This window comes from Serinicoccus hydrothermalis (assembly GCF_001685415.1).
GTDB lineage: Bacteria > Actinomycetota > Actinomycetes > Actinomycetales > Dermatophilaceae > Ornithinicoccus > Ornithinicoccus hydrothermalis.
Genome location: NZ_CP014989.1, coordinates 1091242 through 1114278, shown reverse-complemented (window position 1 = coordinate 1114278; position 23037 = coordinate 1091242). Strand labels below are relative to the sequence as shown.

17 protein-coding genes are annotated in these 23037 nt (G+C 72.9%); 8 read left to right on the top strand and 9 right to left on the bottom strand.

From position 1 onward, the window contains the following. Nucleotides 1-35: 35 nt before the first annotated feature. Nucleotides 36-4835 (top strand): NAD-glutamate dehydrogenase, encoded by a 4800-nt coding sequence (locus tag SGUI_RS05105; RefSeq protein ID WP_066637109.1) that lies wholly within the window; start codon nt 36-38, stop codon nt 4833-4835. Nucleotides 4836-4854: 19 nt separating this feature from the next. Next, nucleotides 4855-6357: a sensor histidine kinase gene (locus SGUI_RS05100; RefSeq protein WP_066637107.1), complete on the top strand. Its 1503-nt coding sequence runs from the start codon at nt 4855-4857 to the stop codon at nt 6355-6357. Nucleotides 6358-6402: 45 nt separating this feature from the next. On the opposite strand, the gene SGUI_RS05095 is transcribed toward SGUI_RS05100, so the two are convergent. Then, nucleotides 6403-6651, bottom strand: a complete 249-nt coding sequence (locus SGUI_RS05095) for a WhiB family transcriptional regulator (protein ID WP_010148753.1) — start codon at nt 6649-6651, stop codon at nt 6403-6405. Between the two features lie 324 nt (nt 6652-6975). On the opposite strand from SGUI_RS05095, the gene SGUI_RS05090 reads away from it, so the two are divergent. Continuing rightward, nucleotides 6976-8178: an amidohydrolase gene (locus SGUI_RS05090; protein ID WP_191090950.1), complete on the top strand. Its 1203-nt coding sequence runs from the start codon at nt 6976-6978 to the stop codon at nt 8176-8178. A gap of 28 nt (nt 8179-8206) precedes the next feature. Here SGUI_RS05090 and SGUI_RS05085 read toward each other — a convergent pair whose 3' ends face one another. The 4 genes from SGUI_RS05085 to SGUI_RS05070 form a co-directional block, all read right to left on the bottom strand. After that, nucleotides 8207-9001, bottom strand: a complete 795-nt coding sequence (locus SGUI_RS05085) for a (2Fe-2S)-binding protein (protein ID WP_066637105.1) — start codon at nt 8999-9001, stop codon at nt 8207-8209. Nucleotides 9002-9013: 12 nt separating this feature from the next. Then, nucleotides 9014-11704 (bottom strand): pyruvate, phosphate dikinase, encoded by a 2691-nt coding sequence (ppdK, locus tag SGUI_RS05080; RefSeq protein WP_066637102.1) that lies wholly within the window; start codon nt 11702-11704, stop codon nt 9014-9016. Between the two features lie 64 nt (nt 11705-11768). Then, entirely contained in the window at nt 11769-12626 is an 858-nt protein-coding gene (locus SGUI_RS05075; protein ID WP_066637098.1) for a pyruvate, water dikinase regulatory protein, read from the bottom strand. A gap of 250 nt (nt 12627-12876) precedes the next feature. Next, complete coding sequence (locus SGUI_RS05070; RefSeq protein WP_066637096.1) at nt 12877-13227, bottom strand: DUF4282 domain-containing protein; 351 nt, start codon at nt 13225-13227, stop codon at nt 12877-12879. Nucleotides 13228-13289: 62 nt separating this feature from the next. Here SGUI_RS05070 and miaA point away from each other — a divergent pair, with 62 nt between their 5' ends. Then, on the top strand, nt 13290-14225 hold the full coding sequence (gene miaA / locus SGUI_RS05065; RefSeq protein WP_066637088.1) for a tRNA (adenosine(37)-N6)-dimethylallyltransferase MiaA: 936 nt from the start codon (nt 13290-13292) through the stop codon (nt 14223-14225). 9 nt (nt 14226-14234) lie between these two features. Here the strand turns inward: miaA and SGUI_RS05060 are convergent, their stop codons facing one another. Then, nucleotides 14235-14858: a class I SAM-dependent methyltransferase gene (locus tag SGUI_RS05060; protein WP_066637085.1), complete on the bottom strand. Its 624-nt coding sequence runs from the start codon at nt 14856-14858 to the stop codon at nt 14235-14237. Between the two features lie 217 nt (nt 14859-15075). On the opposite strand from SGUI_RS05060, the gene SGUI_RS05055 reads away from it, so the two are divergent. Next, the gene (locus SGUI_RS05055; RefSeq protein ID WP_066637082.1) at nt 15076-15498 is read left to right on the top strand and encodes a pyridoxamine 5'-phosphate oxidase family protein; all 423 of its coding nucleotides are present in this window, start codon (nt 15076-15078) and stop codon (nt 15496-15498) included. 135 nt (nt 15499-15633) lie between these two features. Further along, entirely contained in the window at nt 15634-17148 is a 1515-nt protein-coding gene (hflX, locus tag SGUI_RS05050; RefSeq protein WP_066637078.1) for a GTPase HflX, read from the top strand. A 94-nt stretch (nt 17149-17242) separates the two neighbouring features. Here the strand turns inward: hflX and SGUI_RS05045 are convergent, their stop codons facing one another. From SGUI_RS05045 to SGUI_RS05035, 3 genes are read right to left on the bottom strand one after another with little or no spacing between them, the layout of a single operon-like run. Further along, on the bottom strand, nt 17243-17647 hold the full coding sequence (locus tag SGUI_RS05045; protein WP_066637076.1) for a histidine phosphatase family protein: 405 nt from the start codon (nt 17645-17647) through the stop codon (nt 17243-17245). Next, a complete protein-coding gene (locus SGUI_RS05040; RefSeq protein WP_066637073.1) occupies nt 17647-18552 on the bottom strand; it encodes an FAD-dependent oxidoreductase in 906 nt (301 codons plus the stop codon). Before SGUI_RS05040 ends, SGUI_RS05045 begins: the two co-directional genes overlap by 1 nt. 35 nt (nt 18553-18587) lie before the next feature. Beyond that, on the bottom strand, nt 18588-19277 hold the full coding sequence (locus SGUI_RS05035) for an SDR family NAD(P)-dependent oxidoreductase (RefSeq protein ID WP_066642806.1): 690 nt from the start codon (nt 19275-19277) through the stop codon (nt 18588-18590). 83 nt (nt 19278-19360) lie between these two features. On the opposite strand from SGUI_RS05035, the gene SGUI_RS05030 reads away from it, so the two are divergent. Together SGUI_RS05030 and fdhD are read left to right on the top strand one after the other, a co-directional pair. After that, the gene (locus SGUI_RS05030) at nt 19361-22042 is read left to right on the top strand and encodes an MGH1-like glycoside hydrolase domain-containing protein (protein ID WP_083190507.1); all 2682 of its coding nucleotides are present in this window, start codon (nt 19361-19363) and stop codon (nt 22040-22042) included. 149 nt (nt 22043-22191) lie between these two features. After that, a complete protein-coding gene (gene fdhD, locus SGUI_RS05025) occupies nt 22192-23034 on the top strand; it encodes a formate dehydrogenase accessory sulfurtransferase FdhD (protein ID WP_066637071.1) in 843 nt (280 codons plus the stop codon). Nucleotides 23035-23037: the final 3 nt, after the last annotated feature.

Genomic DNA, 23037 nt, shown 5'->3' with positions numbered 1-23037 from the left:
CATGACCACGCGACCGACAGGAGTGCACGTACCCGATGACGTCCACCGACACGCTCACCGAGAGGTTCTTCCAGCACCTGGCCCCGTCCGGGCAGGTGGGAGGGGACGAGGAGCAACGGTCCGCGGTCGCGGCGGCGATGGCGCGGCTGTCGGAGGAGCGGGGGGAGGACCGCGCCGCGGTGCGCGTCCTCAACCCCACGATGGACGACGGCGGGTGGACCAGCCGGCAGACGGTGGTCCAGGTCGTCACCGACGACATGCCCTTCCTCGTGGACTCGGTGCTGGGGGAGGTCGGCAGGCACGGTCTGGGCGTGCACCAGCTCGTGCACCCGCAGCTGGTGGTCGACGACTCCGGCGAGGTGCTCGACGCCGACCCCAAGGACGCCGGCGACGGGCAGCGGGTCGAGTCGTGGATCTACGTCGAGGTGGACCGCGTCCCGGATACGGACCGGCGCGAGGCGCTGCAGCAGGACCTCGAGCGGGTGCTCGCCGACGTGCGCCGCGCCTGCCGCGACTGGGGGGCGATGCGGCAGCAGGCCCGGGCCATCGTCGCCGAGCTCGAGATCGGTCCGCCGAAGACCGTGCCGGCCGACGAGATCGACCCGGTCGTGGACTTCCTCAAGTGGATCGACGACCACCACTTCACCTACCTGGGCTACCGCAGCTACGACCTCGTGGACACCGACGACGGCCTCGCGCTGCAGGCGGTCGCCGGCAGCGGACTGGGCATCCTGCGGGAGACCGACGACACCTCCGCCGACCCCACCGTCCTGCGCACCGAGGCGGCGCGGACCGCACGTGACCCGCAGCTGCTCACCGTCACCAAGGCCAACACCCGCGCCACGGTCCACCGGACCGTCCCGCTGGACTACCTGGGGATCCGCCGCTTCGACGACAAGGGGGAGGTCGTCGGCGAGCACCGGTTCCTGGGCCTGTTCACCCAGAGCGCCTATGCCGAGTCCACCCAGCGGCTGCCGATCGTCGGGGCCAAGGTCAAGCAGGTGCTGGCCCAGTCCGGCTTCGCCCCGGACAGCCACAGCGGCAAGGACCTGCTCAGCATCCTGGAGGCCTACCCCCGGGACGAGCTCTTCCAGGCCTCGGTGGAGCAGCTGGCCGGCACGGCGGGTGCCGTGGTCCGGCTGCTCGAGCGGCCCGCCGCCCGGGTCTTCACCCGCCCGGACGAGTTCGGTCGCTTCGTCAGCGCCCTGGTCTACCTGCCGCGGGACCGCTACAACACCGCCAACCGGCTCCGGGTGCAGCGCCTGCTGGAGGAGGTCTACGGCGGTGAGCTCGCGGACTACGCGACGCGGGTGGGGGACGGCCCGCTGGCCCAGCTGCACTTCGTCATCTCCGTGCCCAAGGACAGCGACCTGCCGGACGTCGACCAGGCCGAGCTGCAGCAGCGGCTGGCCGCCGCGACCCGGACCTGGGTGGAGGGGCTGTCCGACGCCGTCGCGGCCCACGTCGAGGACGAGGGCGCGACGGGTGACCTCGTGGCGCGCTTCGCCGACGCCTTCCCCGAGGCGTACAAGGAGGACTTCGACGGCGAGGCCGCCTACCTGGACCTGCAGCGGATGGGTGAGCTGCACAGCAGCGACGCCTCGGCCCGCCCGCACGTCTACCGGGGCGAGGGCGACGCGCCGACCGAGCGGCGGCTCAAGGTCTACCGCTCCGACCCCATGACGCTCACGCACGTCCTGCCGGTCTTCGCCGACCTCGGGCTCGAGGTCACCGTCCAGCGCCCCTACGAGCTGGACGGCAGCAACGAGGACGGCTCGTCCGACTTCATCTACGACTTCGGTCTGCGGGCCCGCGAGGAGTCGGTGTGGACCGGGGGGGAGCACCGGACCGAGGAGGAGGCGGCGCACGCCTTCGAGGACGCTTTCACCGCGATCTGGGGCGGGGCGAGCGAGTCCGACACCCTCAACTCGCTGGTGCTGACGGCCGGGCTGGACTGGCGCCGCGTCGTCATCCTCCGCACCCTGGTGCGCTACCTGCGGCAGGTCGGCACCTTCAGCCTCGACTACCTCGAGGAGGCGCTCGTCGCCAACCCGGAGATCGCGCGGCTGCTCATCGACCTCTTCGCCGCGCGCTTCGACCCGGGCGCCGAGGGCGGCGAGGAGGCGCGCGAGCAGCGCGTCGCCGACGTCTCCGAGGAGCTCTACCGGTCCCTGGACGAGGTCGCCAGCCTGGACCAGGACCGCATCCTGCGCAGCCTCGCGGACGTCGTCCGCGCGACCCTGCGCACCAACTTCTACCAGCACGACGAGGACGGCCGGCCCAAGGCCTGGGTGAGCCTCAAGCTGCTGCCGCGCGAGCTGGGCGACCTGCTCCCCGAGCCGCGTCCCGCCTTCGAGATCTGGGTGTATGCCCCGCGCGTCGAGGGCAGCCACCTGCGCTTCGGGCCGGTGGCCCGCGGCGGGCTGCGCTGGAGCGACCGCCGCGAGGACTTCCGCACCGAGGTGCTCGGCCTGGTCAAGGCGCAGATGGTCAAGAACGCCGTCATCGTCCCGACCGGGTCCAAGGGCGCCTTCTTCCCCAAGCTGCTGCCGGACCCGGCGGTGGACCGCGAGGCCTGGATGGAGGAGGGGCGGTCGGCATACCGCACCTTCATCAGCGGGATGCTGGACATCACCGACAACCGGCTGGGCGGCGAGGTCCAGCCGCCGGAGCAGGTGGTGCGCCACGACGGCGACGACCCCTACCTCGTCGTGGCCGCCGACAAGGGGACGGCGACCTTCTCCGACATCGCCAACGGCGTGGCCCGGGACTACGGCTTCTGGCTCGACGACGCCTTCGCCTCCGGCGGGTCGGCGGGCTACGACCACAAGGGCATGGGCATCACCGCACGCGGCGCCTGGGAGTCGGTGAAGCGGCACTTCCGCGAGCTCGGGCTGGACACCCAGTCCGAGGAGTTCACCGTCGTCGGTGTCGGCGACATGAGCGGTGACGTCTTCGGCAACGGCATGCTGCTCTCCGAGCACATCCTGCTCGTCGCCGCCTTCGACCACCGGCACATCTTCCTGGACCCGGACCCGGACGCCGAGACCTCCTTCGCCGAGCGGCAGCGGCTCTTCGAGCTGCCGCGGTCCAGCTGGGCGGACTACGACACCTCGCTGCTCAGCGAGGGGGGCGGGATCTACCCGCGGAGCCAGAAGTCCATCCCGGTCAGCGACCAGGTGCGGGCCCGGCTCGGGATCGCCGACGAGGTGACCTCGATGACGCCGCACGAGATGCTGCGGGCCATCCTCGGCGCCCCGGTCGACCTCCTCTGGAACGGAGGGATCGGCACCTACGTCAAGGCGCAGGCCGAGACGGACGCCCAGATCGGGGACCGTGCCAACGACCCGATCCGGGTCGACGGCAAGGACCTGCGGGTGCGGGTCGTGGGCGAGGGCGGCAACCTCGGGCTGTCCCAGCGGGGCCGCATCGAGGCGGCCGAGCACGGGGTCCACGTCAACACCGACGCCATCGACAACTCCGCCGGTGTCGACACCTCCGACCACGAGGTCAACATCAAGATCGCCCTGGCCCCCCTCGTGCAGGGAGGGGAGATGACGATGGAGGAGCGCGACGAGCTGCTCGCCTCGATGACCGAAGAGGTGGCGCGCAAGGTGCTGCGGCACAACTACGACCAGAACGTCCTCATCGGCAACGGCCGGCACCAGCGCGAGGTCATGGCGACCGTCCACCAGCGGCTCATCCGCTACCTCGGGGAGCACGCCGGGCTCGACCCCGAGCTGGAGTTCCTGCCCGACGAGCTGAAGTGGGAGCGGCGCGAGAGCGAGGGCCACGGCCTGACCAGCCCGGAGTTCTCGGTCGTCGTCGCCTACGCCAAGCTCGGGCTCAAGGCCGCGCTCATCGAGACCGAGCTGCCGGACGACCCGGCGCTGGCCGACTCGCTGCTGACCTACTTCCCCGAGCCGCTGCGCGAGGTCGCCGGGGAGGAGATCCACGAGCACCCGCTGCGCCGGCAGATAGTGGTCAACGAGATCGCCAACGCCATGGTCAACCGCGGCGGGGTCTCCTTCGCCTTCCGGGCGGAGGAGGAGACCGGTGCCACGATCGCCCAGATCACCCGCGCCTTCCACGTCGTCCGCTCCGTCTTCGGGCTGGCCGACTTCACGGCGGCCGTCGAGGAGCTGGACAACCAGGTCACGACCGAGGTCCAGACCGAGCTCTACCTCGAGTTCCGCCGGCTCCTGGACCGCGCCACCCGGTGGTTCCTCAACAACCGCTCGCTGTCCGCGGGGATGGACGAGGAGATCGCCCGGTTCGAGGAGGTGCGCCGCCTCGTCCCGGCCCTGCCCGAGCTGCTCCAGGGCCACGAGCGCGAGCGCTGGCAGGAGCGTGCCGAGTGGGCCCGGTCCAACGGCATACCCGAGGAGCTGGCCGACGTCTTCGCCTCCCTGCTGGACAGCTACTCGCTGCTGGACGTGGTCGAGCTCGCGCGGGAGATGGACCGGGACGTCGACGAGGTCGCGCAGGTCTACTTCGGGGTGTCCGAGGCCTTCCGGATCGACGACCTGCTCACGCACGTCTCGCACCTGCCGCGGGAGGACCGCTGGTCCTCGCTCGCCCGCGGTGCGCTGCGGGACGACCTCTACGGCGTCATGCGGGGCCTCACCCGCACTGTCGTCGAGCGCACCGACGGTGACGGCTCGGACGAGGCGCTGGAGCGGGTGCGGGAGTGGATGGCCGAGAACCGGGAGGCGCTGGTGCGCACCAGCCAGGTGCTGCGCACGGTGAGCACGATGGAGGAGCCCGACCTCGCACCGCTCTCGGTCGCGCTGCGCACGCTGCGCGGCCTGGTCCGGCAGGGATCCGCCGACTGACCTTTGCGACAATCTCCCCGTGGCTGTTCTGCGGGAGACCCTGTCGCGTTCCTCGATGTCCGGTGCGGACATCGACTGGGTGCACCGGTTGGTGGGCGACTGGCAGATGCTGGCCGACCTCGCCTTCGCCGACCTGACGCTGTGGCTGCCGGTCCAGCGGGACGACGCGGCGGACCCGCACGTGTCGCCGTGGTTCCTCGCGGCGCACGCGCGGCCCTCCACGGGGCCCAACTTCTACCACGACGACGTCATCGGGGAGACGCCCGGCGAGAGCCGGCAGCGGCTGCTCGCGCAGGTCATGGAGAGCGGGCGCCCGGTGACCCCGGACGAGGTCGGCTTCGTGCGGGAGCAGTACGTCCCGGTGGTGCGCACGGGCCGCCCCATCGCGGTGCTGGTCCGGCACACCGACCTGCAGAGCATGAGGCAGCAGGGCGGCCTGGAGGTCAACTACCTCCAGATCAGCCAGCAGCTGTTCTCGATGATCGCCGAGGGCGCCTTCCCCATGGATAACGCCGCGACCGGGGTGGGCCGCGGGACCCCGCGGGTCGGGGACGGGGTGCTCCGCCTCACGGCCGACGGCGTCATCGACTACGCCAGCCCCAACGCGGTCTCGGCGCTGCGCCGGCTCGGGCACACCGACCAGGTCAACGGTGCCGACCTGGCGCAGATCGTCACCGCCCGGCTCGCCCGTGGGTCCACCGTCGATGAGACGGTGCCGCTGGTCCTCACCGGGCGGGCACCGTGGGGGACCGAGATCGAGACCGGTGCCATGAACCTCACGCTGCGCTCGGTGCCGCTGACCCGCGGCGGGGAGCGGGTGGGCGCCCTGCTGCTCATGCGCGACGTCAGCGAGATCCGGCGGCGCGAGCGCGAGCTGCTGAGCAAGGAGGCCACGATCCGGGAGATCCACCACCGGGTCAAGAACAACCTGCAGACGGTGGCGGCGCTGCTGCGGCTGCAGTCACGACGGCTGGACGACCCCAAGGCGCAGGAGGCGCTGGCCGAGGCCGGGCGACGCCTGTCGACGGTCGCGCTCGTCCACGACACGCTGAGCCAGGGCTTCTCCGAGCGCGTCGACTTCGACGACGTGGCCACGCGGACCCTGCGGGCGACGGTCGAGGTGGCCTCGACCCGGTCGGTGGTGGAGGCCGAGCTGGAGGGCTCCTTCGGCTGGCTCCCGCCGGACGACGCCACCCACCTGGCGATGATCCTGGCCGAGCTGGTGCACAACGCGGTGGAGCACGGCTTCGAGGAGGGGGATCAGCGCGGGGACGCCCCGCGCGTGGTCGTGCGGGCGCACCGCACCCGGGACGCGGAGGCCGACGAGGACCTGCTCGAGGTCGAGGTGGCGGACAACGGCAGCGGGTATGCCCCCGCGAGCGCCGCCCGGCAGGGTCTGGGTACCCAGATCGTCGAGGCGCTCATCAGCGACCTGAGGGGTCGCATCAGCTGGGAGACGGCGAAGCCGCACGGGACCGTCGTGCGGTTCACCGTGCGGCTTCGGGGGTCCGTCTCCGGCTGAGGGTCACGGTCTCGGCCGGGGACGGAGCGTGCGGCTGCTTCTCGCTCAGCTGGCGCGGCGCGCCCGGGCCTTGCGCCGCTTGAGCGCGCGGCGCTCGTCCTCGGAGAGACCGCCCCACACGCCCGCGTCCTGGCCGGTCTCGAGCGCCCACTTCAGGCAGGTGTCGATCACCGGGCAGGTGCGGCAGACGGCCTTGGCCTCCTCGATCTGCTGCAGCGCCGGGCCGGTGTTGCCGATCGGGAAGAAGAGTTCGGGGTCTTCCTCGAGGCACGCCGCGCGGTTGCGCCAGTCCATCAGTGTCTGCTCCTTGGTCGGTGCCCCTGTCGGGGCGGGGTTCTGGTCGTCGCCCGCAGCCGGATCAGGGGTGCACCGGGCAGCGACGACACCTCGTTGTCCGTCTTCATGGGCGGTGCCAGGGTCGGGGTTCGACACCGCTATCACTGCTCGGGTCAACGCCAGAACCCGGGGCAGTGTTCCCATCCTCCCATTGCGACACGCCGTAGCACAAGGGTCGACCCGCGTCATCCGGCGGATGACGGTGAGGCGTCAATCACACTCGGTGAGCCCCTGCGTAGGGTGGAGGGCACGTCATCCCACCCCAGCGAAGGAGTTCTTGTCGTGAACAGCAGCCCGGTCCTGGCCGTCGTCGGCGCCCGCGTCGTCCCCGTCGAGGGTGAGGTGATCGAGGACGGCACGGTGCTCGTCCGGGAGGGTCGGATCGCGGCGGTAGGTCCCCGTGCGGAGGTGGACGTCCCTGCCGAGGCCGAGGTCGTGGACGCGGCCGGCGGGTGGCTCCTGCCCGGCCTCATCGACGCCCACGTCCACCTCGGCGTGTGGGAGGAGGGCGAGGGCTGGGCCGGTGTCGACGGCAACGAGGCGACCGACCCGGTCATGGCTGCGGCCCGCGCCATCGACGGGATCAACCCGCGGGAGCAAGGCTTCGACGACGCGCTCGGCGCCGGGGTCACGACGGTCAACGTCAACCCGGGGTCGGCCAACCCGATCGGTGGTCAGGCGGTCGCGCTCAAGACCTACGGCCGCTCCGTCGACGAGATGGTGCTGCGCAACCCCTCGGGGGTGAAGGCGGCGCTGGGGGAGAACCCCAAGAGGGTCTACGGCGACCAGCAGAAGACCCCCTCGACCCGGATGGGGGTCGCCCTGGTGATGCGCAAGGCCTTCGCGGCGGCGCGCAGCTACCAGGCCAAGCAGGCCGCGTCCGACTCCCCGGTCGACACCGACCTCGTGAGCGAGACCCTGGTCAAGGTGCTGGAGCGGGAGATCCCGTGGCGCCAGCACTGCCACCGCGCCGACGACATCGCCACCGCGATCCGGCTGTCCGAGGAGTTCGGCTACCGCCTGGTGCTGGACCACGGCACCGAGGCCTACTTGCTGGCGGACCTCGTGGCGGAGCACGAGATCCCCGTCCTCTACGGCCCGATGATCGTCAGCCGGTCCAAGGTCGAGGTCCGCAACCGGTCGCCCAAGGCCCCCGGGATCCTGGACCGGGCCGGGGTGCAGGTCTCGATCATCACCGACCACCCGGTCGTGCCGATCGACCACCTCGTCACCCAGGTCGCCCTCGCGGTGCGCGAGGGCATGGACCGCGACGCGGCGCTGCGCTCGGTGACCATCAACCCGGCCCGGGTGCTCGGGGTCGAGGACCGCGTCGGCTCGCTCGCCGTCGGCAAGGACGCCGACCTCGCGTGGTGGTCGGGCGACCCGCTCGACAACCAGTCCCGCGTGCTGCGGACCTGGATCGACGGCGCCGAGGTCTACTCCTACGACGCCGGCACGGGCACGGGCACCGTCCGGCCCCGCTGACCCACCGGGCGACCCGCGCCGTCCCGCCTCAGTGACCCGGCGTCACGAGGTCGGGGCGGTGCTCGGCGCGCACGCAGTCCGGGCACAGCCCGTGCTGGGGCAGTCGGTCGAAGAGGCAGCACCCGTGCCGGAGGAAGGCCTCCCGCGGGCGCTCCATCGCCCCGCCGACGCCCTCGGGCAGGCCTGCACGCTCGCGCACCCGGCCGCCCCGCGCCAGCCCGGGGTGCTCGAGCACGGCGCGGGCCAGGGCCCAGGCGGAGGGGCGGTCCTCCGGGCGCTGCGTGCCCAGCACCCGGGCGGCCCCGACCAGGCTGGAGGCCGAGTTGGAGCGCAGCACCTGGGAGGACGTCGGCCCGACCCGGGCGCACGCCGCGTCGAGGGCGGCCAGGCTGTCCTCGACGACGACGCCGCCCAGGACCCGGGCGCTCTCGGGCGTGCCGCGGACGGCATACCCGCGCGAGGGGTCCGCCAGCGCCAGCGGCACGGGTCCGCCGTGCCCGGGGCTCGCCACGAGGTTGTCCGACCCGAGGTCGGGGACCCAGCGGTGCAGCACCGCGCCGGCCATCGCCACCGACCACAGGCGTGAGGCGAGCCCGACCTGCAGCGCGGAGACCGCCACCTTGGTGTCGACGTCCTCCAGCGGTATGCCGCTGGACCGGGCCAGCGCCGCACGCACCGTCGCGGTCCGGGCGAGGAGCGCGTCGTGCGCGAGCACCTCGGACCAGGGCACCGCGTCGCTGCCCTCCGCGGGTCGGGTGAGCTCGAAGAAGCCGCCGAGCCCGGCCAGCGCGGGCAGCAGACCCTCCGGCGCGCGCTCGCTCATCGCGGTCGCCCCTCAGCCGTCGGTGCGCACCTCGGCGCCCTCCCGCTGGCTCAGCACGGCGCGGGCGGCCGAGAAGCGCGCGATGGGCACGCGGTAGGGCGAGCAGGAGACGTAGCTGAGGCCGAGCTCCTCGAAGAGACCGATCGAGGCCGGGTCGCCGCCGTGCTCGCCGCAGACGCCGAGCTTGAGCTCGGGCTTCGTGCTGCGGCCGCGCTCGGCACCGAGCCGGACCAGCCCGCCGACGCCGTCGCGGTCGATCGACTCGAACGGGTTGTAGGGGATGACCTCGTCGCGCACGTAGGCGCCGAGGAAGCCGCCCTCCGCGTCGTCCCGGGAGATGCCGATGCCGGTCTGGGTGAGGTCGTTGGTGCCGAAGGAGAAGAAGTCGGCGTGCTCGGCGATCTGGTCGGCGACCACGGCGGCCCGCGGCAGCTCGATCATCGTGCCGACGGTGACGTCGAGGTCGGTCCCGGCGCTCTCGAGCTCCTCGGCGACCGCGCGCTCGACCACCGCGCGCTGCGCCTCGAGCTCGGCGGAGTAGGCCACGAGCGGGATCATGATCTCCACGCCCGCGGTCTCGCCCTCGCGCTCGCGGACCGCCAGGGCGGCGCGCACGATCGCGCGGGTCTGCATCTCCGGGATCTCGGGGTAGAGCATGGCCAGCCGGCACCCACGGGTGCCGAGCATGGGGTTCTGCTCGTGGAGGCGCTTGACCTGGGCCAGGAGCGTCCTGGCGCGGGCCAGCTCGTCGGCGTCGCCGTCGGTGAGCTCCAGGCGCTGCACGAGCAGCGACTGCTCGACGAGGTCGGGGAGGAACTCGTGCAGCGGCGGGTCGAGGAGCCGCACGGTGACGGGCAGGCCCTTCATCGCGGTGAAGATCGCCTCGAAGTCCTCCTGCTGCATCGGCAGGATCTCCTCCAGCGCCGCGGCCCGCTCCTCCTCGGTGTCGGCGAGGATCATCCGCCGGACGGCCGGCAGCCGGTCGCTGGCCATGAACATGTGCTCGGTGCGGCACAGCCCGATGCCCTCGGCGCCGAGCTCGCGGGCCTTCGCCGCGTCCTCGCCGGTGTCGGCGTTCGCGCGTACCCCGAGCCTGCGCACCTCGTCGGCCCAGGTGACGATCGCCTCGAAGTCCTCGTTGATCTGCGGGGGCACGAGCTCGAGCGCCTCGCCGTAGACCTCGCCGGTGGAGCCGTCCAGCGTGATCTGGTCGCCCTCGGAGAAGGTCCGGTCGCCGACGGTCAGCGTCTTCTCGGCGGTGTTGATGCGGATGCCGCTCGCGCCGGCGACGCACGGCTTGCCCATGCCGCGGGCGACGACGGCGGCGTGCGAGGTCATACCGCCGTGGGCGGTGAGCACACCCTGGGCGACGATGACGCCGTGGATGTCGTCCGGCGTCGTCTCGTAGCGCACGAGGACGACCGGGTCGCCCGCACCGCCGCGCTGGGCCGCGGTGTCGGCGTCGAAGACGATCTCGCCGACGGCCGCGCCGGGGGAGGCGGGCAGGCCCTTGACCAGCGGTTCCTTGCCGTGCTCGGGGTCGATCGCCGGGTGGAGCAGCTGGTCCAGCTGGCTCGGCTCGACCCGCTCCAGCGCCTCCTCCTGGGTCAGCACGCCCTCGGAGACCATGTCGCGCGCGACGCGCAGCGCCGCCGCGGCGGTGCGCTTGCCGTTGCGGGTCTGGAGCAGGTAGAGCGTGCCGTCCTCGACGGTGAACTCGATGTCCTGCATGTCCTTGTAGTGCGCCTCGAGGTCGCGCATGGTCTGCAGCAGCTGCTCGTAGGCCTCGGGCAGCACCTGCTCCATCTCGGCCAGCGACTTGGGCGTCCGGATGCCGGCGACGACGTCCTCGCCCTGGGCGTTGAGCAGGAACTCGCCGTAGAGCTCCTTGCCGCCGGTGGAGGGGTTGCGGGTGAAGCACACGCCGGTGGCGGAGGTGTCGCCGCGGTTGCCGAAGACCATCTGCATGACGTTGACCGCCGTGCCGAGGTCGTCGGGGATGTCGTTGGCGCGCCGGTAGACGCGGGCGCGGGGGGTGTCCCACGAGTCGAAGACGGCGGAGATCGCGCCCCGGAGCTGGTCGCGGGGGTCGGTCGGCAGGTCCCGGCCGAGCTCGCGGCGGGAGACGTCCTTGAAGGTCTCGACGAGCTCCTTCAGGTCCTCGGTGGACAGCTCGGTGTCCTGCTCCACGCCGCGGCGGGACTTCAGCGCGGTGAGCTCGTCCTCGTAGGCGTGCGGGGCGACCCCCTCGACCACCTCGCCGTACATCTGCAGGAAGCGGCGGTAGGAGTCCCACGCGAAGCGGGGGTTGTCGGCCTCGGCGCCGAGCGCCTCGACCGTGTCGTCGCCGATCCCGAGGTTGAGGATGGTGTCCATCATCCCGGGCATCGAGACGACGGCGCCGGAGCGGACCGACAGGAGCAGCGGGTTGCGGCCCTCGGCGTCGCCGCCGAGCGAGCGGCCGGTGCGCTCCTCGAGCCGCTCCAGCGAGGACAGCACGTCCTCCCAGAGGTTCTCCGGCCACTCACCGCCGGACTCCATCGTGGCGATGCAGGCGGCGGTGCTCACGGTGAAGCCGTCCGGGACGGGTATGCCCAGGCGCTTCATCTCCGCCAGGTTGGCGCCCTTGCCGCCGAGGAGGGAGCGCATCTGCGCGTTGCCCTCGGACATGTCGTAGAGGTAGGTCTGTTCCTGCCCGGCCATCGTCGATCGGTCTCCTCGCGGTCTCGGCGGGGCCGCGCTGCCCCGGAGCTTGGTGCCTCGGAGCCTACCGCCCGTCGCGCCCTCCGCCGGAGGCAGCCTCACGGCGACGCTGCACCACCTCGATGACGCGCCCCGCCGCCTCCTCGAGCGCCAGGTCGGTCGTCTCGATGACGGGGCAGCCGAGGCTGCGCTGGAGCTGGGCGACCTCGTCCAGCTCGTCGAAGATCTTCACCAGGTCGGTGTAGCCGTCGCGCTGGCCCTGGGTGCTGCTGCCCATCGCCCGAACCCGGCGGCCCCGGATCTGCTGCAGCCGCTCGGGGTCGATGGTGAGCCCGACGATCTTCCACCGCTGGACGTCGAAGAGCTGCTCGGGCGGGGCGATCCCCGGGACGAGCGGGATGTTGGCGGTGCGGTAGCCCAGGTAGCCGAGGTACATCGACAGGGGCGTCTTGCCGGTGCGGCTCACCCCGATGAGGACGATGTCGGCCTCGCGCAGGTGGTTGGACAGGTTGCCGTCGTCGTTGGCGATGGCGAACTCCATCGCCGCGACCCGCTTGAAGTAGTCCTCGCCCACCCCCACGGGCCGCACCACCCGCTCGGGGTCCTGGCCGGTCACCGAGGTCAGCGCCGAGACGGCCGTCTCGAGCAGGTCCGCGTGCGGCACGCCCTGCTCCTCGCACAGCTGGGTCACGCGCTGCCGCAGGGACTCGTCGACGACGGTGGAGAAGACGACGGTGCGCACCTGGTCCGGCCGCATCCGGGCGAAGGAGTCGTGCAGCCCGTCCAGCGAGGTCTGCCGCGGGTGGCGCACGATGCGGATGTCGTGCTCGTGGAACTGCGCGGAGGCCGCGCGGGCCACGCGGGCGGCGGTGTCGCCGGTGGAGTCGGCGATGATGTGCAGCTCGATCGGTGGGCGCGCCATGACCGCAGGGTATGCCCTGGCCCGCCTCAGACGGGGTCGTTGCGCTCGCCGGGCGCGGGCTCGGCCGAGATGCCCTCCACGTCGCCCTCGTCCACGTCCTCCTGCGGCGCGTCGTCCGGCCCAGGGACGGTCTCCGGCTCGTCCTCGTGGCCGAAGGTGCCCCGACGAAGGTGCCCTGCTGGTCGTCCGGTTGCTGGCTCATGGCCTCACCCTGCACCCGCCCCGCGCGGGCGGCAACCGCGGGGAGCGGTCAGAGCGTGCCGCGGTGGTGCACGTCATCGGAGAGCCGGATGACCGCGTAGTAGAGCTCCAGGCTCATCCGGGCGAAGGCGAGGTAGACCAGGCCGATCACCGGCGAGGCGATGATGAGGAGCAGGCCGAGGATGATCCCGGCGCCGCCCTGGAACATCGTGGTGAGCCCGCTGATGGCGATGCCGACCGTGAGGATCGCCACGAGGACGGTCACGATCATGTAGACGATCTTGACGATGACCGGCGTGACGAAGGTGTCGAAGTTGAAGTCGAAGAGGGCGCTGAGACCCGCTGCGGTCTTCGGGGGCTGGGGCTGGTTCGGCGTGCCGTCCGGCTGCTGGGAGGTCATGGGCCAAGCCTAGCGGTGGAGGTGCCGTCGCGTCAGCGTTCCACGCTGCCAGACTTGCGGGTATGCACCAGCCGACCGCCGACCGGGACCCCGCCGCGTCGCCCGTGGTGGCGGTGGTGGGTGCGACGGCGACCGGGAAGTCGGACCTCGGGGTGCGGCTGGCGCTCGCGCTGGACGGCGAGGTCGTCTCGGCCGATGCCTCGCAGCTCTACCGCGGGATGGACGTCGGCACCGCCAAGCTCACGGTGGGTGAGCGCCAGGGGGTGCCGCACCACCAGCTCGACGTGCTCGACGTGCGCGAGGAGGCGAGCGTGGCGGCATACCAGCAGGCGGCCCGCGCCGACCTCGCCGCCATCCGGGCGCGCGGACGGGTGCCCGTGGTCGTCGGCGGCTCCGGGCTCTACGTGCGGGCCCTGCTGGACCGGCTCGAGATCCCCCCGACCGACCCGCGCGTCCGGGCGGCCTGGGAGGCCGAGCTGGGGGCGAGGGGGGCCGAGGCGCTGCACGCGCTGCTGGCCGGGCGCGACCCGGAGGCGGCCGCCCGGATCGAGCCGCGCAACGGCCGGCGGGTGGTGCGGGCGCTGGAGGTGATCGAGCTCACCGGGCGACCGTTCAGCGCCACCCTGCCGACGCGCGAGCTGGTCGAGCCGACGGTGATCCTCGGGCTGCGGGCGGACCGGGAGGTCCTGGACGCGAGGATCGCGCGGCGCGCGGCGCGGATGTGGGAGGACGGGCTGCTCGAGGAGGTGCGCCGGCTCGAGCGGGACGGGCTGCGGGAGGGGCGGACCGCGTCCCGGGCGGTGGGGTATGCCCAGGCGCTGCGCCAGCTCGACGGCGAGCTGTCACAGGCCGAGGCGGTCGAGGACACCGCGGCCGCCACCCGCCGGCTGGCCCGCCGGCAGCAGTCGTGGTTCGGCCCCGATCCCCGGGTGACGTGGCTCGAGCACGACGCGCCCGACCTGCTCGACCGGGCGCTCGCGGTCGTCGCCGCTGGGTGAGACGGCGGGTCAGGCGCGGGCGACGCGCAGGACCCGGAACCCCTTGCTGCTCGCCTCGCGGGTGACCTGGACCGGGCCCATCGCCGGAGGGAGGCTGGTCCGCAGCCAGGTCTGCAGCGAGTCGGCGCCGAGGTTCTTCTGGACGACGAGGTAGGCCGCCGCGTCGTCGTGCTCGGCGAGCCGGGGGAGCCAGGTGAGCAGCAGCTCGTGCAGCGCCTGCTTGCCGACCCGGATCGGGGGGTTGGACCAGATGAGGTCGAAACGGACCTCCGGGTCCACGTCGTCGGGGCGGTCGACCCGGACCTTGCCGCAGCCGAGCGAGGCGGCGTTGCGGCGGGCGAGGTCGAGGGCGCGTTCGTTGACGTCCACGGCGTGCACCCGGGCCTCGGGTGACTCCAGCGCCAGGGTGAGCGCGAGCGGACCCCAGCCGCAGCCGAGGTCGAGGAAGGTGCCGTCGGGTGGCGGGGCGGGAACCTGGTCGAGCAGCACGCGGGTGCCCTTGTCGATCCCGTCGGGGGAGAAGATGCCGGCGGCCGTCACCACCTCGACGTCACGGCCCGCCAGGCGGGTCCGCACGTGCCGCAGGCCGTCGTCGGAGGCCGGCTGGGCGGAGAAGTAGTGGTCGGTCGGCATCGGCAGCAGTCTTCCACCTCGCCCCGCGGGTCGTCCCCACCCCCGCGGGGCGCCACCACCCCCGCGGGTCGCTCCCACCCCCGCGGATCCTCGGTCGGCCCCACGCCTACGACGGCGGGACCCGCGACGAAGCGCGGGGCCGCCCTCGAAGGGTGGGGGTGGAGGCCCACGTCGCGGTCCCGGACGACTGTCGGTGGCCGGGCCTAGGGTGCGGGACATGAAGACGTTCGACGAGGGTGCGGCCCGGGCCTTCCTGGCGGAGCCGCACGTGGGGGTGCTGGCGGTGGCCGCCGACGGCGGGCCTCCTGCGGCGACACCGCTCTGGTACGTCGCCGAGGACGACGGCACGGTGTGGCTGGTGACCTCGCCGACGACGCGCAAGGCCAGACTGCTGCCCGGCTCGGGGGCGGCGACGCTCGTCGTGCACACCGTCAGCCCGCGGACCCGGTTCGTGTCGGTCGACCTGGAGCTCACGGACCGGTCTCCGGCCACGGCGCAGGAGTCACGGGCGATCGCCTCGCGCTACCTCAGCGGTGACGCCCTGGAGGGCTATCTGCAGTTCGCCCAGGACCATCTCGGGGAGGAGGAGCGCTTCACGTTCACGCCGACGCGCTACCGCTTCGCGGACCTGACGATGTGAGCCCGCGGGGTCGCGGGCAACAAATCTCTGGCTCCTGGCGTTGCACCAGTGAGAGGCTGCGGTGAGACCACCCAGCCGGGACGACGTGAGCCGGCGCGCGGGCATACCTGTCCAGCACCGGACCAGAAGGAGATCATGGCCCAGCCGCACGACGACACCACCGCCCAGCGCCGCCAGCTGCTCGACCGCCGCGCCGAGGCGCTCGGCGAGGACAGCGACATCGACCTGCGCGAGGCGGACTGGGGGTCCTGGGGGGAGGAGACCGCGCGGGACGGCGACCAGCTCGACCGCGAGGAGCGCGCCGCGCTGCGCCGCGTCGCCGGGCTGTCGACCGAGCTCGAGGACGTCACCGAGGTCGAGTACCGCCAGCTCCGGCTGGAGCGGGTCGTGCTCGCCTCCGTCTGGGAGGACAACGGGCAGACGACGCTCGCCGACGCGGAGAACTCGCTGCGCGAGCTCGCGGCGCTCGCCGAGACCGCGGGGTCGACCGTCCTCGAGGGCGTGATCCAGCGACGGCAGAAGCCGGACCCGGCGACCTACCTCGGCAGCGGCAAGGCTGCCGAGCTGCGGGAGATCGTCGCCGCCGAGGGCGCTGACACCGTCGTCTGCGACGGCGAGCTCGGCCCCTCCCAGCGGCGTGCCCTGGAGGACGTCGTCAAGGTCAAGGTCATCGACCGCACCGCGCTGATCCTCGACATCTTCGCCCAGCACGCGAAGAGCAAGGAGGGCCGTGCCCAGGTCGAGCTGGCGCAGCTGCAGTACCTCCTGCCGCGCCTGCGCGGCTGGGGCGAGTCCATGTCCCGGCAGGCCGGTGGCCGGGTCGCCGGCGGTGAGGGCATCGGCTCCCGCGGCCCGGGCGAGACCAAGATCGAGCTTGACCGGCGCCGGATCAACACCCGCATCGCCCGGCTCCGCCGTGAGATCACGGGCATGAAGACGGTGCGTGACACCAAGCGCTCCTCGCGCCGCAGCAACCGGGTGCCCAGCGTGGCGATCGTCGGCTACACCAACGCCGGCAAGTCCTCGCTGCTCAACCGGCTCACCGGCGCGGGCGTCCTGGTGCAGAACCAGCTCTTCGCGACGCTGGACCCGACCGTCCGGCGCACCGAGAGCGAGGAGGGGCGCAGCTACACGCTCTCCGACACCGTCGGCTTCGTGAAGCGGCTGCCGCACCAGCTCGTCGAGGCCTTCCGGTCCACGCTGGAGGAGGCCGCCGACGCCGACGTGCTCCTGCACGTCGTCGACGGCTCGCACCCGGACCCCGAGGGCCAGGTGGACGCGGTGCATTCGGTGCTGGCCGAGATCGACGAGGGTGCCGCCCTGAAGATCCCCGAGATCGTCGCGGTCAACAAGGCCGACCTCGCCGACCCGGAGGCGCTGGACCGGCTGCGCCGGGCATACCCTCGCGTGGTCATCGTCTCGGCGAAGACCGGTGCCGGCGTCCCCGAGCTGCTGGAGGCGGTCGAGGCGGCGCTGCCGCGCCCGGAGATCCTCGTGGACGTGCTGCTGCCCTACGACCGCGGCGACCTCGTGGCCCGGCTCTACGACGAGGGCGAGATCCTGCGCGAGGAGCACACCGCCGAGGGCACCCGGGTCGAGGCCAAGGTCGACCCTGACCTGCACGGCCAGCTCGGCGCCTACGCCGTCTGACCCACCGGGGTTCCGGCTGTCTGAACCACCGGAATTCGACCTCTGGAAACGTCGCCATGGCGACGAATTCAGAGGTCGAATTCGTGCAGGGGGCTCACACGGTCCCGGTATGCCGCCAGCCGTCCCCGTCCCGCTCCAGGGCGATGCCCGCGGTGGGCGACAGGTCGGCGGCGAGGTCCGGCCGCCCCAGCGAGGCCAGCGCCGCCGCGATCGCGTTGCCCTGACCGACCACCACCACGGTCTCGCCCCGGTGGAGGTCGGCCAGGTCGTCGAGCACCGCCAGGAGGTCTGCGGCGTCACCATGCACGGGAGATGGGCCGGCCACGGTGAGACGGGTGCTGCCCACCCCGAGCGTGGAGGCCAGGAGATCGGCGGCGCCGCCCGCAGCCGCCCCCGACGAGCCGTAGACGTGCAGGATCCGTTCCGGGACCAGCCGGGTCACGTGGTCGAGGCCCTCGGGCAGCAGCAGGATCCGGGCCGGGCACTGCAGGTCGCTCATCAGGCCAGCTCCACGACCTCGGCGGCGCAGCCCCAGCTGAGGGTCATGCCGGCGCCGCCGTGGCCGTAGCAGTGGATGACGTCGCCGACGCGCTCCACCCGCACCTGCGGGCGCACCGGGCGCAGGCCGACGGCGTGCCGAAGCACCCGCGCGCCGGCGAGCGCAGGCACCAGCGCCTTGGCCCGCGCGAGGATGTCCTCGGCGACGGCGGGGTCGGGGGTGCGGTCGCGCTCGCCGGGCTGGTCGGTGCCGCCGAGCACGATGTCGCGGCTGCGGGGGACGACGTAGGTCGGGCCACCGGTCGCACCGGGGTCCAGCCACCACTGCTCCAGGCCGACCTGCTCGACGACGACCACCTGGCCCCGCACCGGTGACATCGTCGGGTCCTCGGCCAGCCCCTCCGCGCCGAGCCCCGAGGCGTTGACCACGAGGTCCTCGCCCTCGGGCAGCCGGTCGAGCCGCGTCCGGGTGAGGGTCCCCCCGAGCTGCTCCAGCCGACGCGCCAGCCACGCCAGGTGCACCTGCATCTCGGCGACCGGGGCGGTGAAGCGCCAGCCACCGGCATACCCGGGCAGGTCGGTGGCGTGGGTCAGGTCGGGGACGGCCCCGGCCCACCAGGGGTCCGGCTGGGACTCTCGCAGCAGCTCGGTGCCGGTGCGCATCGCGACGCCGGTCGCCGGGTCCTGGGCGAGCTCGCGGAAGACGTCATAGCTGGCGGCGGACCAGGCGGTGACGCGGTCCTGGGGGAGGGCCCGGTAGGGGTACCAGAGCGCGGCGGCCACCGACGAGGTCGTCTCAACCGGCATCTCTGCGGCCACGACGTCGACCCGGTGCCCCGCCTCCACCAGGCGGATCGCGCACGTCAGCCCGATGACCCCGGCCCCGACCACCAGCACGCGTCGCATCGACGCAGTGTGGCACGCCCCCCCGGGTATGCCCGTCAGCCGCCGAAGTCGTCCGACCCGAGGTCTGAGGCGTCCTCGCCGATCGCCTGCACCACGCGCTCGGCGACCTCGTCCGGCTCCAGGCCGTCCGGCAGCTTCGGCGCCTCGCCGTGGATGGCGCGGTCGACCAGGCCGGTCTCGGTGTGCGGCGGGCGCACGTCGAGCACCCGCACCTTGGCCCGGCGCAGCTCGCTCGCCAGGGCCTTGTCGAGCGCGGTGAGCGCGGCCTTGCTGGCGGAGTAGGCGCCCATACCGGCCATCGGCCGCTCGGCGAGGACCGCGCTGAGGTTGACCACGAAGCCCTGCGACTCCTGCAGCAGCGGCAGCAGCCGGCGCAGGAGGAAGGCCGGGCCGAGGACGTTGGTGGCGAAGACCTCCTCGATCACCTCATCCGGGGTGTCCGCGAGGGCGCCGAAGGCTGCCACCCCCGCGGCGTTGACGACGCCGTCCAGCCCGCCCAGGTGCTCCTGGGCCGCCTCGACGACACGGTCCCCGGCCGCGGCGTCCACGAGGTCCGCCACGACGAGCGGGGCGTCCAGCCCGGTGTCGCGCAGCCGTTGCTCGTCCCGCCCGACGAGCAGCACCCGGGCACCCTGGTCCGCGAGCTGGTGGGCGATGCGCGAGCCGAGGGCGCCGCTGGCGCCGACGACGGCCACGCGCTGGCCGGAGAGGTCTCGTGCAGGCATACCTCAACGCTAGGCGGGGTCGCGCGGACCGTCCTGTCGGGAGGGCACCCTGCGGGCGCCCGGCGTGTGGCACCCTGGCCGCCGTGAGCACCGCTGAGCACGACCGCCTCGCCGACTCCGAGGACTCGCGCGCCGCCTGGCGGCACTGGGGCCCCTACGTCTCGGCGCGGCAGTGGGGGACGGTCCGGGAGGACTACTCCGCCGACGGCGACGCCTGGGCGCACCTGCCCTTCGACCACGCCCACCTGCGCGCCTACCGCTGGGGCGAGGACGGGCTGGCCGGGCTGTGCGACGTCGACGGCTTCCTCAACCTGGGGCTGGCGCTGTGGAACGGACGGGACGACCGGCTCAAGGAACGGCTCTTCGGGCTGACCAACCCGCAGGGCAACCACGGCGAGGACGTCAAGGAGTACTGGTGGGCGCTGGAGGGGACACCGACCCACAGCTACGCCTCGTGGCTCTACCGCTACCCGCAGGCCGCTTTTCCCTACGAGGAGCTGGTGGCTGTCAACGGGCAGCGCGGTGTGGAGGACGAGGAGTACGAGCTCGCCGACACCGGGGTGCTCGACGGCGACCGCTTCTTCGACGTCCAGGTCACGCACGCCAAGGCCAGCCCCAGCGACATCTGCGTCGAGATCACCGCCACCAACCACGGCCCGGACGCGGCGCCGCTGCACCTCGTGCCGCAGCTGTGGTTCCGCAACACATGGAGCTGGGGGCTGGACGACCGGCGCCCGCGGCTGTGGGCCGGCGAGCAGGGGCAGGGGTATGCCGAGGTGCTGGCGCAGCACCGGGTGCTCGGCCGGATGCGGCTCACCGCGGAGGGCGGCAGAGGATCGTCGGCCGAGGGGATCGCGCCGACCCTGCTCTTCTGCGACAACGAGACCGACGCCGCCGCGCTCTACGGTGACGACGCGGTGCGCGACGGGGCGAGCGCATACCCCAAGGGCGCGGTCGACCGCGCGGTCGTGCACGGGCAGGCGGACGCCACCAACCCGGAGCGGACCGGCACCAAGGTCGGGCTGTGGTGGGACCTCGGCGAGATCGCCCCCGGCGCGAGCGTGACCGTGCGCCTGCGGCTCACCGACGCCGACGGCGACCCGGCCGCCGCGGCGGGCTTCGACGAGGTGCTCGCCGCCCGCGCCCAGGAGTGCGAGGAGTTCTACGCCGCGGTGATCCCCGCCGGGACCACCGAGGAGGACGCGCTCATCGCGCGCCGCGCCTTCGCCGGGCTGCAGTGGGGCAAGCAGCTCTACCTCTACGACATCCCGCGCTGGATCGAGGGCGACCCGGCCGGTCCGCCCCCGCCGCCGCAGCGGCATACGCGGACCAGCGGGCGCAACACGCGCTGGCGGCACGTCAACCTGGCCGAGGTCATCTCGATGCCGGACGAGTGGGAGTACCCGTGGTTCGCCACCTGGGACCTGGCCTTCCACTGCGTCGCGATCGCGCACGTCGACCCGTTCTTCGCCAAGTGGCAGCTGCTGCTCATGTGCCGCGAGTGGGTGATGAACCCCAACGGTCAGCTCGCCGCCTACGAGTGGAACTTCTCCGACGTCAACCCGCCGGTCCACCCGTGGGCCGCCTGGCAGGTCTACTCGATCGACGGCGGGCGGGACCGCGACTTCCTGCAGCGGATCGTGCTCAAGATGCTGCTCAACTTCCCCTGGTGGGTGAACCGCAAGGACTCCGAGGGGTCCAACGTCTTCGAGGGCGGCTTCCTCGGGATGGACAACGTCGGGCTCTTCGACCGCAGCGAGGCACTGCCCGGCGGGCAGCGGCTGGAGCAGGCCGACGCGACGGCGTGGATGGGGATGTTCTGCCTCAAGATGCTGCGGATGTCGGCCGAGCTGGCGCGCGAGGACCACGCCTGGGACGAGGTGTCGACGAAGTTCCTCGTGCACTTCCTCTCGATCGCGGAGGCGCTGGACGACTTCGGCACCTCCCACACCTCGCTGTGGGACGACGAGGACGAGTTCTTCCACGACGTGCTCGTCGGCGAGGACGGCACGGCATACCGGATGCCGGTGCGCTCGATGGTCGGCCTGCTGCCGCTCACCGGCATCTCGATCGTGCCGAACTGGGTGGCGAGCGAGCTGCCCGACCTCACCGACTTCTTCCAGGGGTGGACCGAACGTCGCCCCGAGCTCGCGGACGCGCTCATCCACACCAACCACCGGGGGTATGCCCTGCGCACCCTCTCGCTCATCTCCCGCGACCAGTGGCGGGCGCTGCTGACGCCGCTGCTCGACGAGGGCGAGTTCCTGTCCCCGCACGGGATCCGGTCGCTGTCGGCGGCGCACCGGGACGGGGTGGGGGTCGAGGTCGAGGGTGCCCACCTGTCGCTGCGCTACGTGCCGGGCGAGTCCGACTCGGGGATGTTCGGCGGCAACTCCAACTGGCGCGGGCCGGTGTGGCTGCCGGTCAACGCGCTGCTGCTGGACGCGCTGCGGATCTACGGCCGCGGCGCCGGGGCGGGCGTGGAGGTGGAGTACCCCACCGGCTCGGGCCGGACGATGGGGATGGAGCAGGTCGCGCACGAGGTCGAGGAGCGGATCGTCTCGCTCTTCCGGCCCGGGCCGGACGGGCGCCGGCCGAGCACGCCGCGGCACCACCCGTCCGGACCGCTCTGGGACGCGCACCCGACCTTCAGCGAGTACTTCCACGGCGACGACGGGCGTGGCCTCGGCGCCTCGCACCAGACCGGCTGGACCGCGCTGGTGGCGCACTTCGTCTGCGCGCCGGACGGCATACCGAACCGGTAGGGGTCGCCGGAAGCGGTCCGGGGCCTCCTGGACCGGGCCCTGCACGATTTCGACATCTGGAAACGTCGCCATGGCGACGATTCGAGAGGTCGAAATCCGGTGGTGGGCAGGTGGGAGAGGCTGCCCGAGGGTCGGGATACCGTGGGGGTATGGCGAGGGTCACCCAGCGACGTCGCGTGCGGCGGCTCCGGGCGGACGGCGGTGCCCGGGACCGGGCCGACGTGGTGGCGGGGGAGGAGCCGCTCGAGGTCCGGGTCGACGGCCGGTCGTTCTCGGTGACGATGCGGACCCCGGGTGACGACTTCGACCTCGCCGTGGGGTTCCTGCACGGCGAGGGCGTCGTGACGTCCTGGGCCGACGTGGCGCAGATCGACTACCGCTCCGGCATCGGCATGGACGGGCTGCGCGACTACAACGTCGTCGACGTGCAGCTGGCCGAGGGGGTCGCTCCGCCGGACCCGTCGCTGGAGCGGCACGTCTACACCTCCTCCTCGTGCGGCGTCTGCGGCACGGCGTCGATCGAGTCGGTGCGGCGCACCGGGACCCATGACCTCGGAGCGGATCCCGCGACCTTCCCGCTCGCCGAGCTGCTCGCCCTGCCGGACCGGCTGCGGGAGGCGCAGGCCGTCTTCGACCGGACGGGCGGGGTGCACGCGGCCGGTCTGTTCGTGCCCGACGAGGACGGTCCCGGTCTGCGCCTGGCCTGCCTGCGGGAGGACGTCGGGCGGCACAACGCCGTGGACAAGGTCGTCGGCTGGGCCCTGCGCGAGCGGGGTATGCCGCTGCTCGGCTCGGTCCTCCAGGTGTCCGGGCGAGCCTCGTTCGAGCTGGTGCAGAAGGCGGCGCTCGCGGGCATACCGCTGCTGTCCGCGGTCTCCGCCCCCTCCTCGCTGGCGGTCGAGCTCGCCGAGGAGACGGGGATGACCCTCGTCGGCTTCAACCGTGGGGAGAGCCTCAACGTCTACACCGGCGCGGAGCGCATCCCCACCTGACGG

What these genes read in the sequence shown, in the direction of transcription:
- SGUI_RS05105 (WP_066637109.1), top strand. Translation starts at nt 36, where the DNA reads ATGACGTCCACCGACACGCTCACCGAGAGGTTCTTCCAGCACCTGGCC.
- SGUI_RS05095 (WP_010148753.1), bottom strand. Translation starts at nt 6,651, where the DNA reads ATGGACTGGCGCAACCGCGCGGCGTGCCTCGAGGAAGACCCCGAACTC.
- SGUI_RS05085 (WP_066637105.1), bottom strand. Translation starts at nt 9,001, where the DNA reads ATGAGCGAGCGCGCGCCGGAGGGTCTGCTGCCCGCGCTGGCCGGGCTC.
- ppdK (WP_066637102.1), bottom strand. Translation starts at nt 11,704, where the DNA reads ATGGCCGGGCAGGAACAGACCTACCTCTACGACATGTCCGAGGGCAAC.
- SGUI_RS05075 (WP_066637098.1), bottom strand. Translation starts at nt 12,626, where the DNA reads ATGGCGCGCCCACCGATCGAGCTGCACATCATCGCCGACTCCACCGGC.
- SGUI_RS05070 (WP_066637096.1), bottom strand. Translation starts at nt 13,227, where the DNA reads ATGACCTCCCAGCAGCCGGACGGCACGCCGAACCAGCCCCAGCCCCCG.
- miaA (WP_066637088.1), top strand. Translation starts at nt 13,290, where the DNA reads ATGCACCAGCCGACCGCCGACCGGGACCCCGCCGCGTCGCCCGTGGTG.
- SGUI_RS05060 (WP_066637085.1), bottom strand. Translation starts at nt 14,858, where the DNA reads ATGCCGACCGACCACTACTTCTCCGCCCAGCCGGCCTCCGACGACGGC.
- SGUI_RS05055 (WP_066637082.1), top strand. Translation starts at nt 15,076, where the DNA reads ATGAAGACGTTCGACGAGGGTGCGGCCCGGGCCTTCCTGGCGGAGCCG.
- hflX (WP_066637078.1), top strand. Translation starts at nt 15,634, where the DNA reads ATGGCCCAGCCGCACGACGACACCACCGCCCAGCGCCGCCAGCTGCTC.
- SGUI_RS05045 (WP_066637076.1), bottom strand. Translation starts at nt 17,647, where the DNA reads ATGAGCGACCTGCAGTGCCCGGCCCGGATCCTGCTGCTGCCCGAGGGC.
- SGUI_RS05040 (WP_066637073.1), bottom strand. Translation starts at nt 18,552, where the DNA reads ATGCGACGCGTGCTGGTGGTCGGGGCCGGGGTCATCGGGCTGACGTGC.
- SGUI_RS05035 (WP_066642806.1), bottom strand. Translation starts at nt 19,277, where the DNA reads ATGCCTGCACGAGACCTCTCCGGCCAGCGCGTGGCCGTCGTCGGCGCC.
- fdhD (WP_066637071.1), top strand. Translation starts at nt 22,192, where the DNA reads ATGGCGAGGGTCACCCAGCGACGTCGCGTGCGGCGGCTCCGGGCGGAC.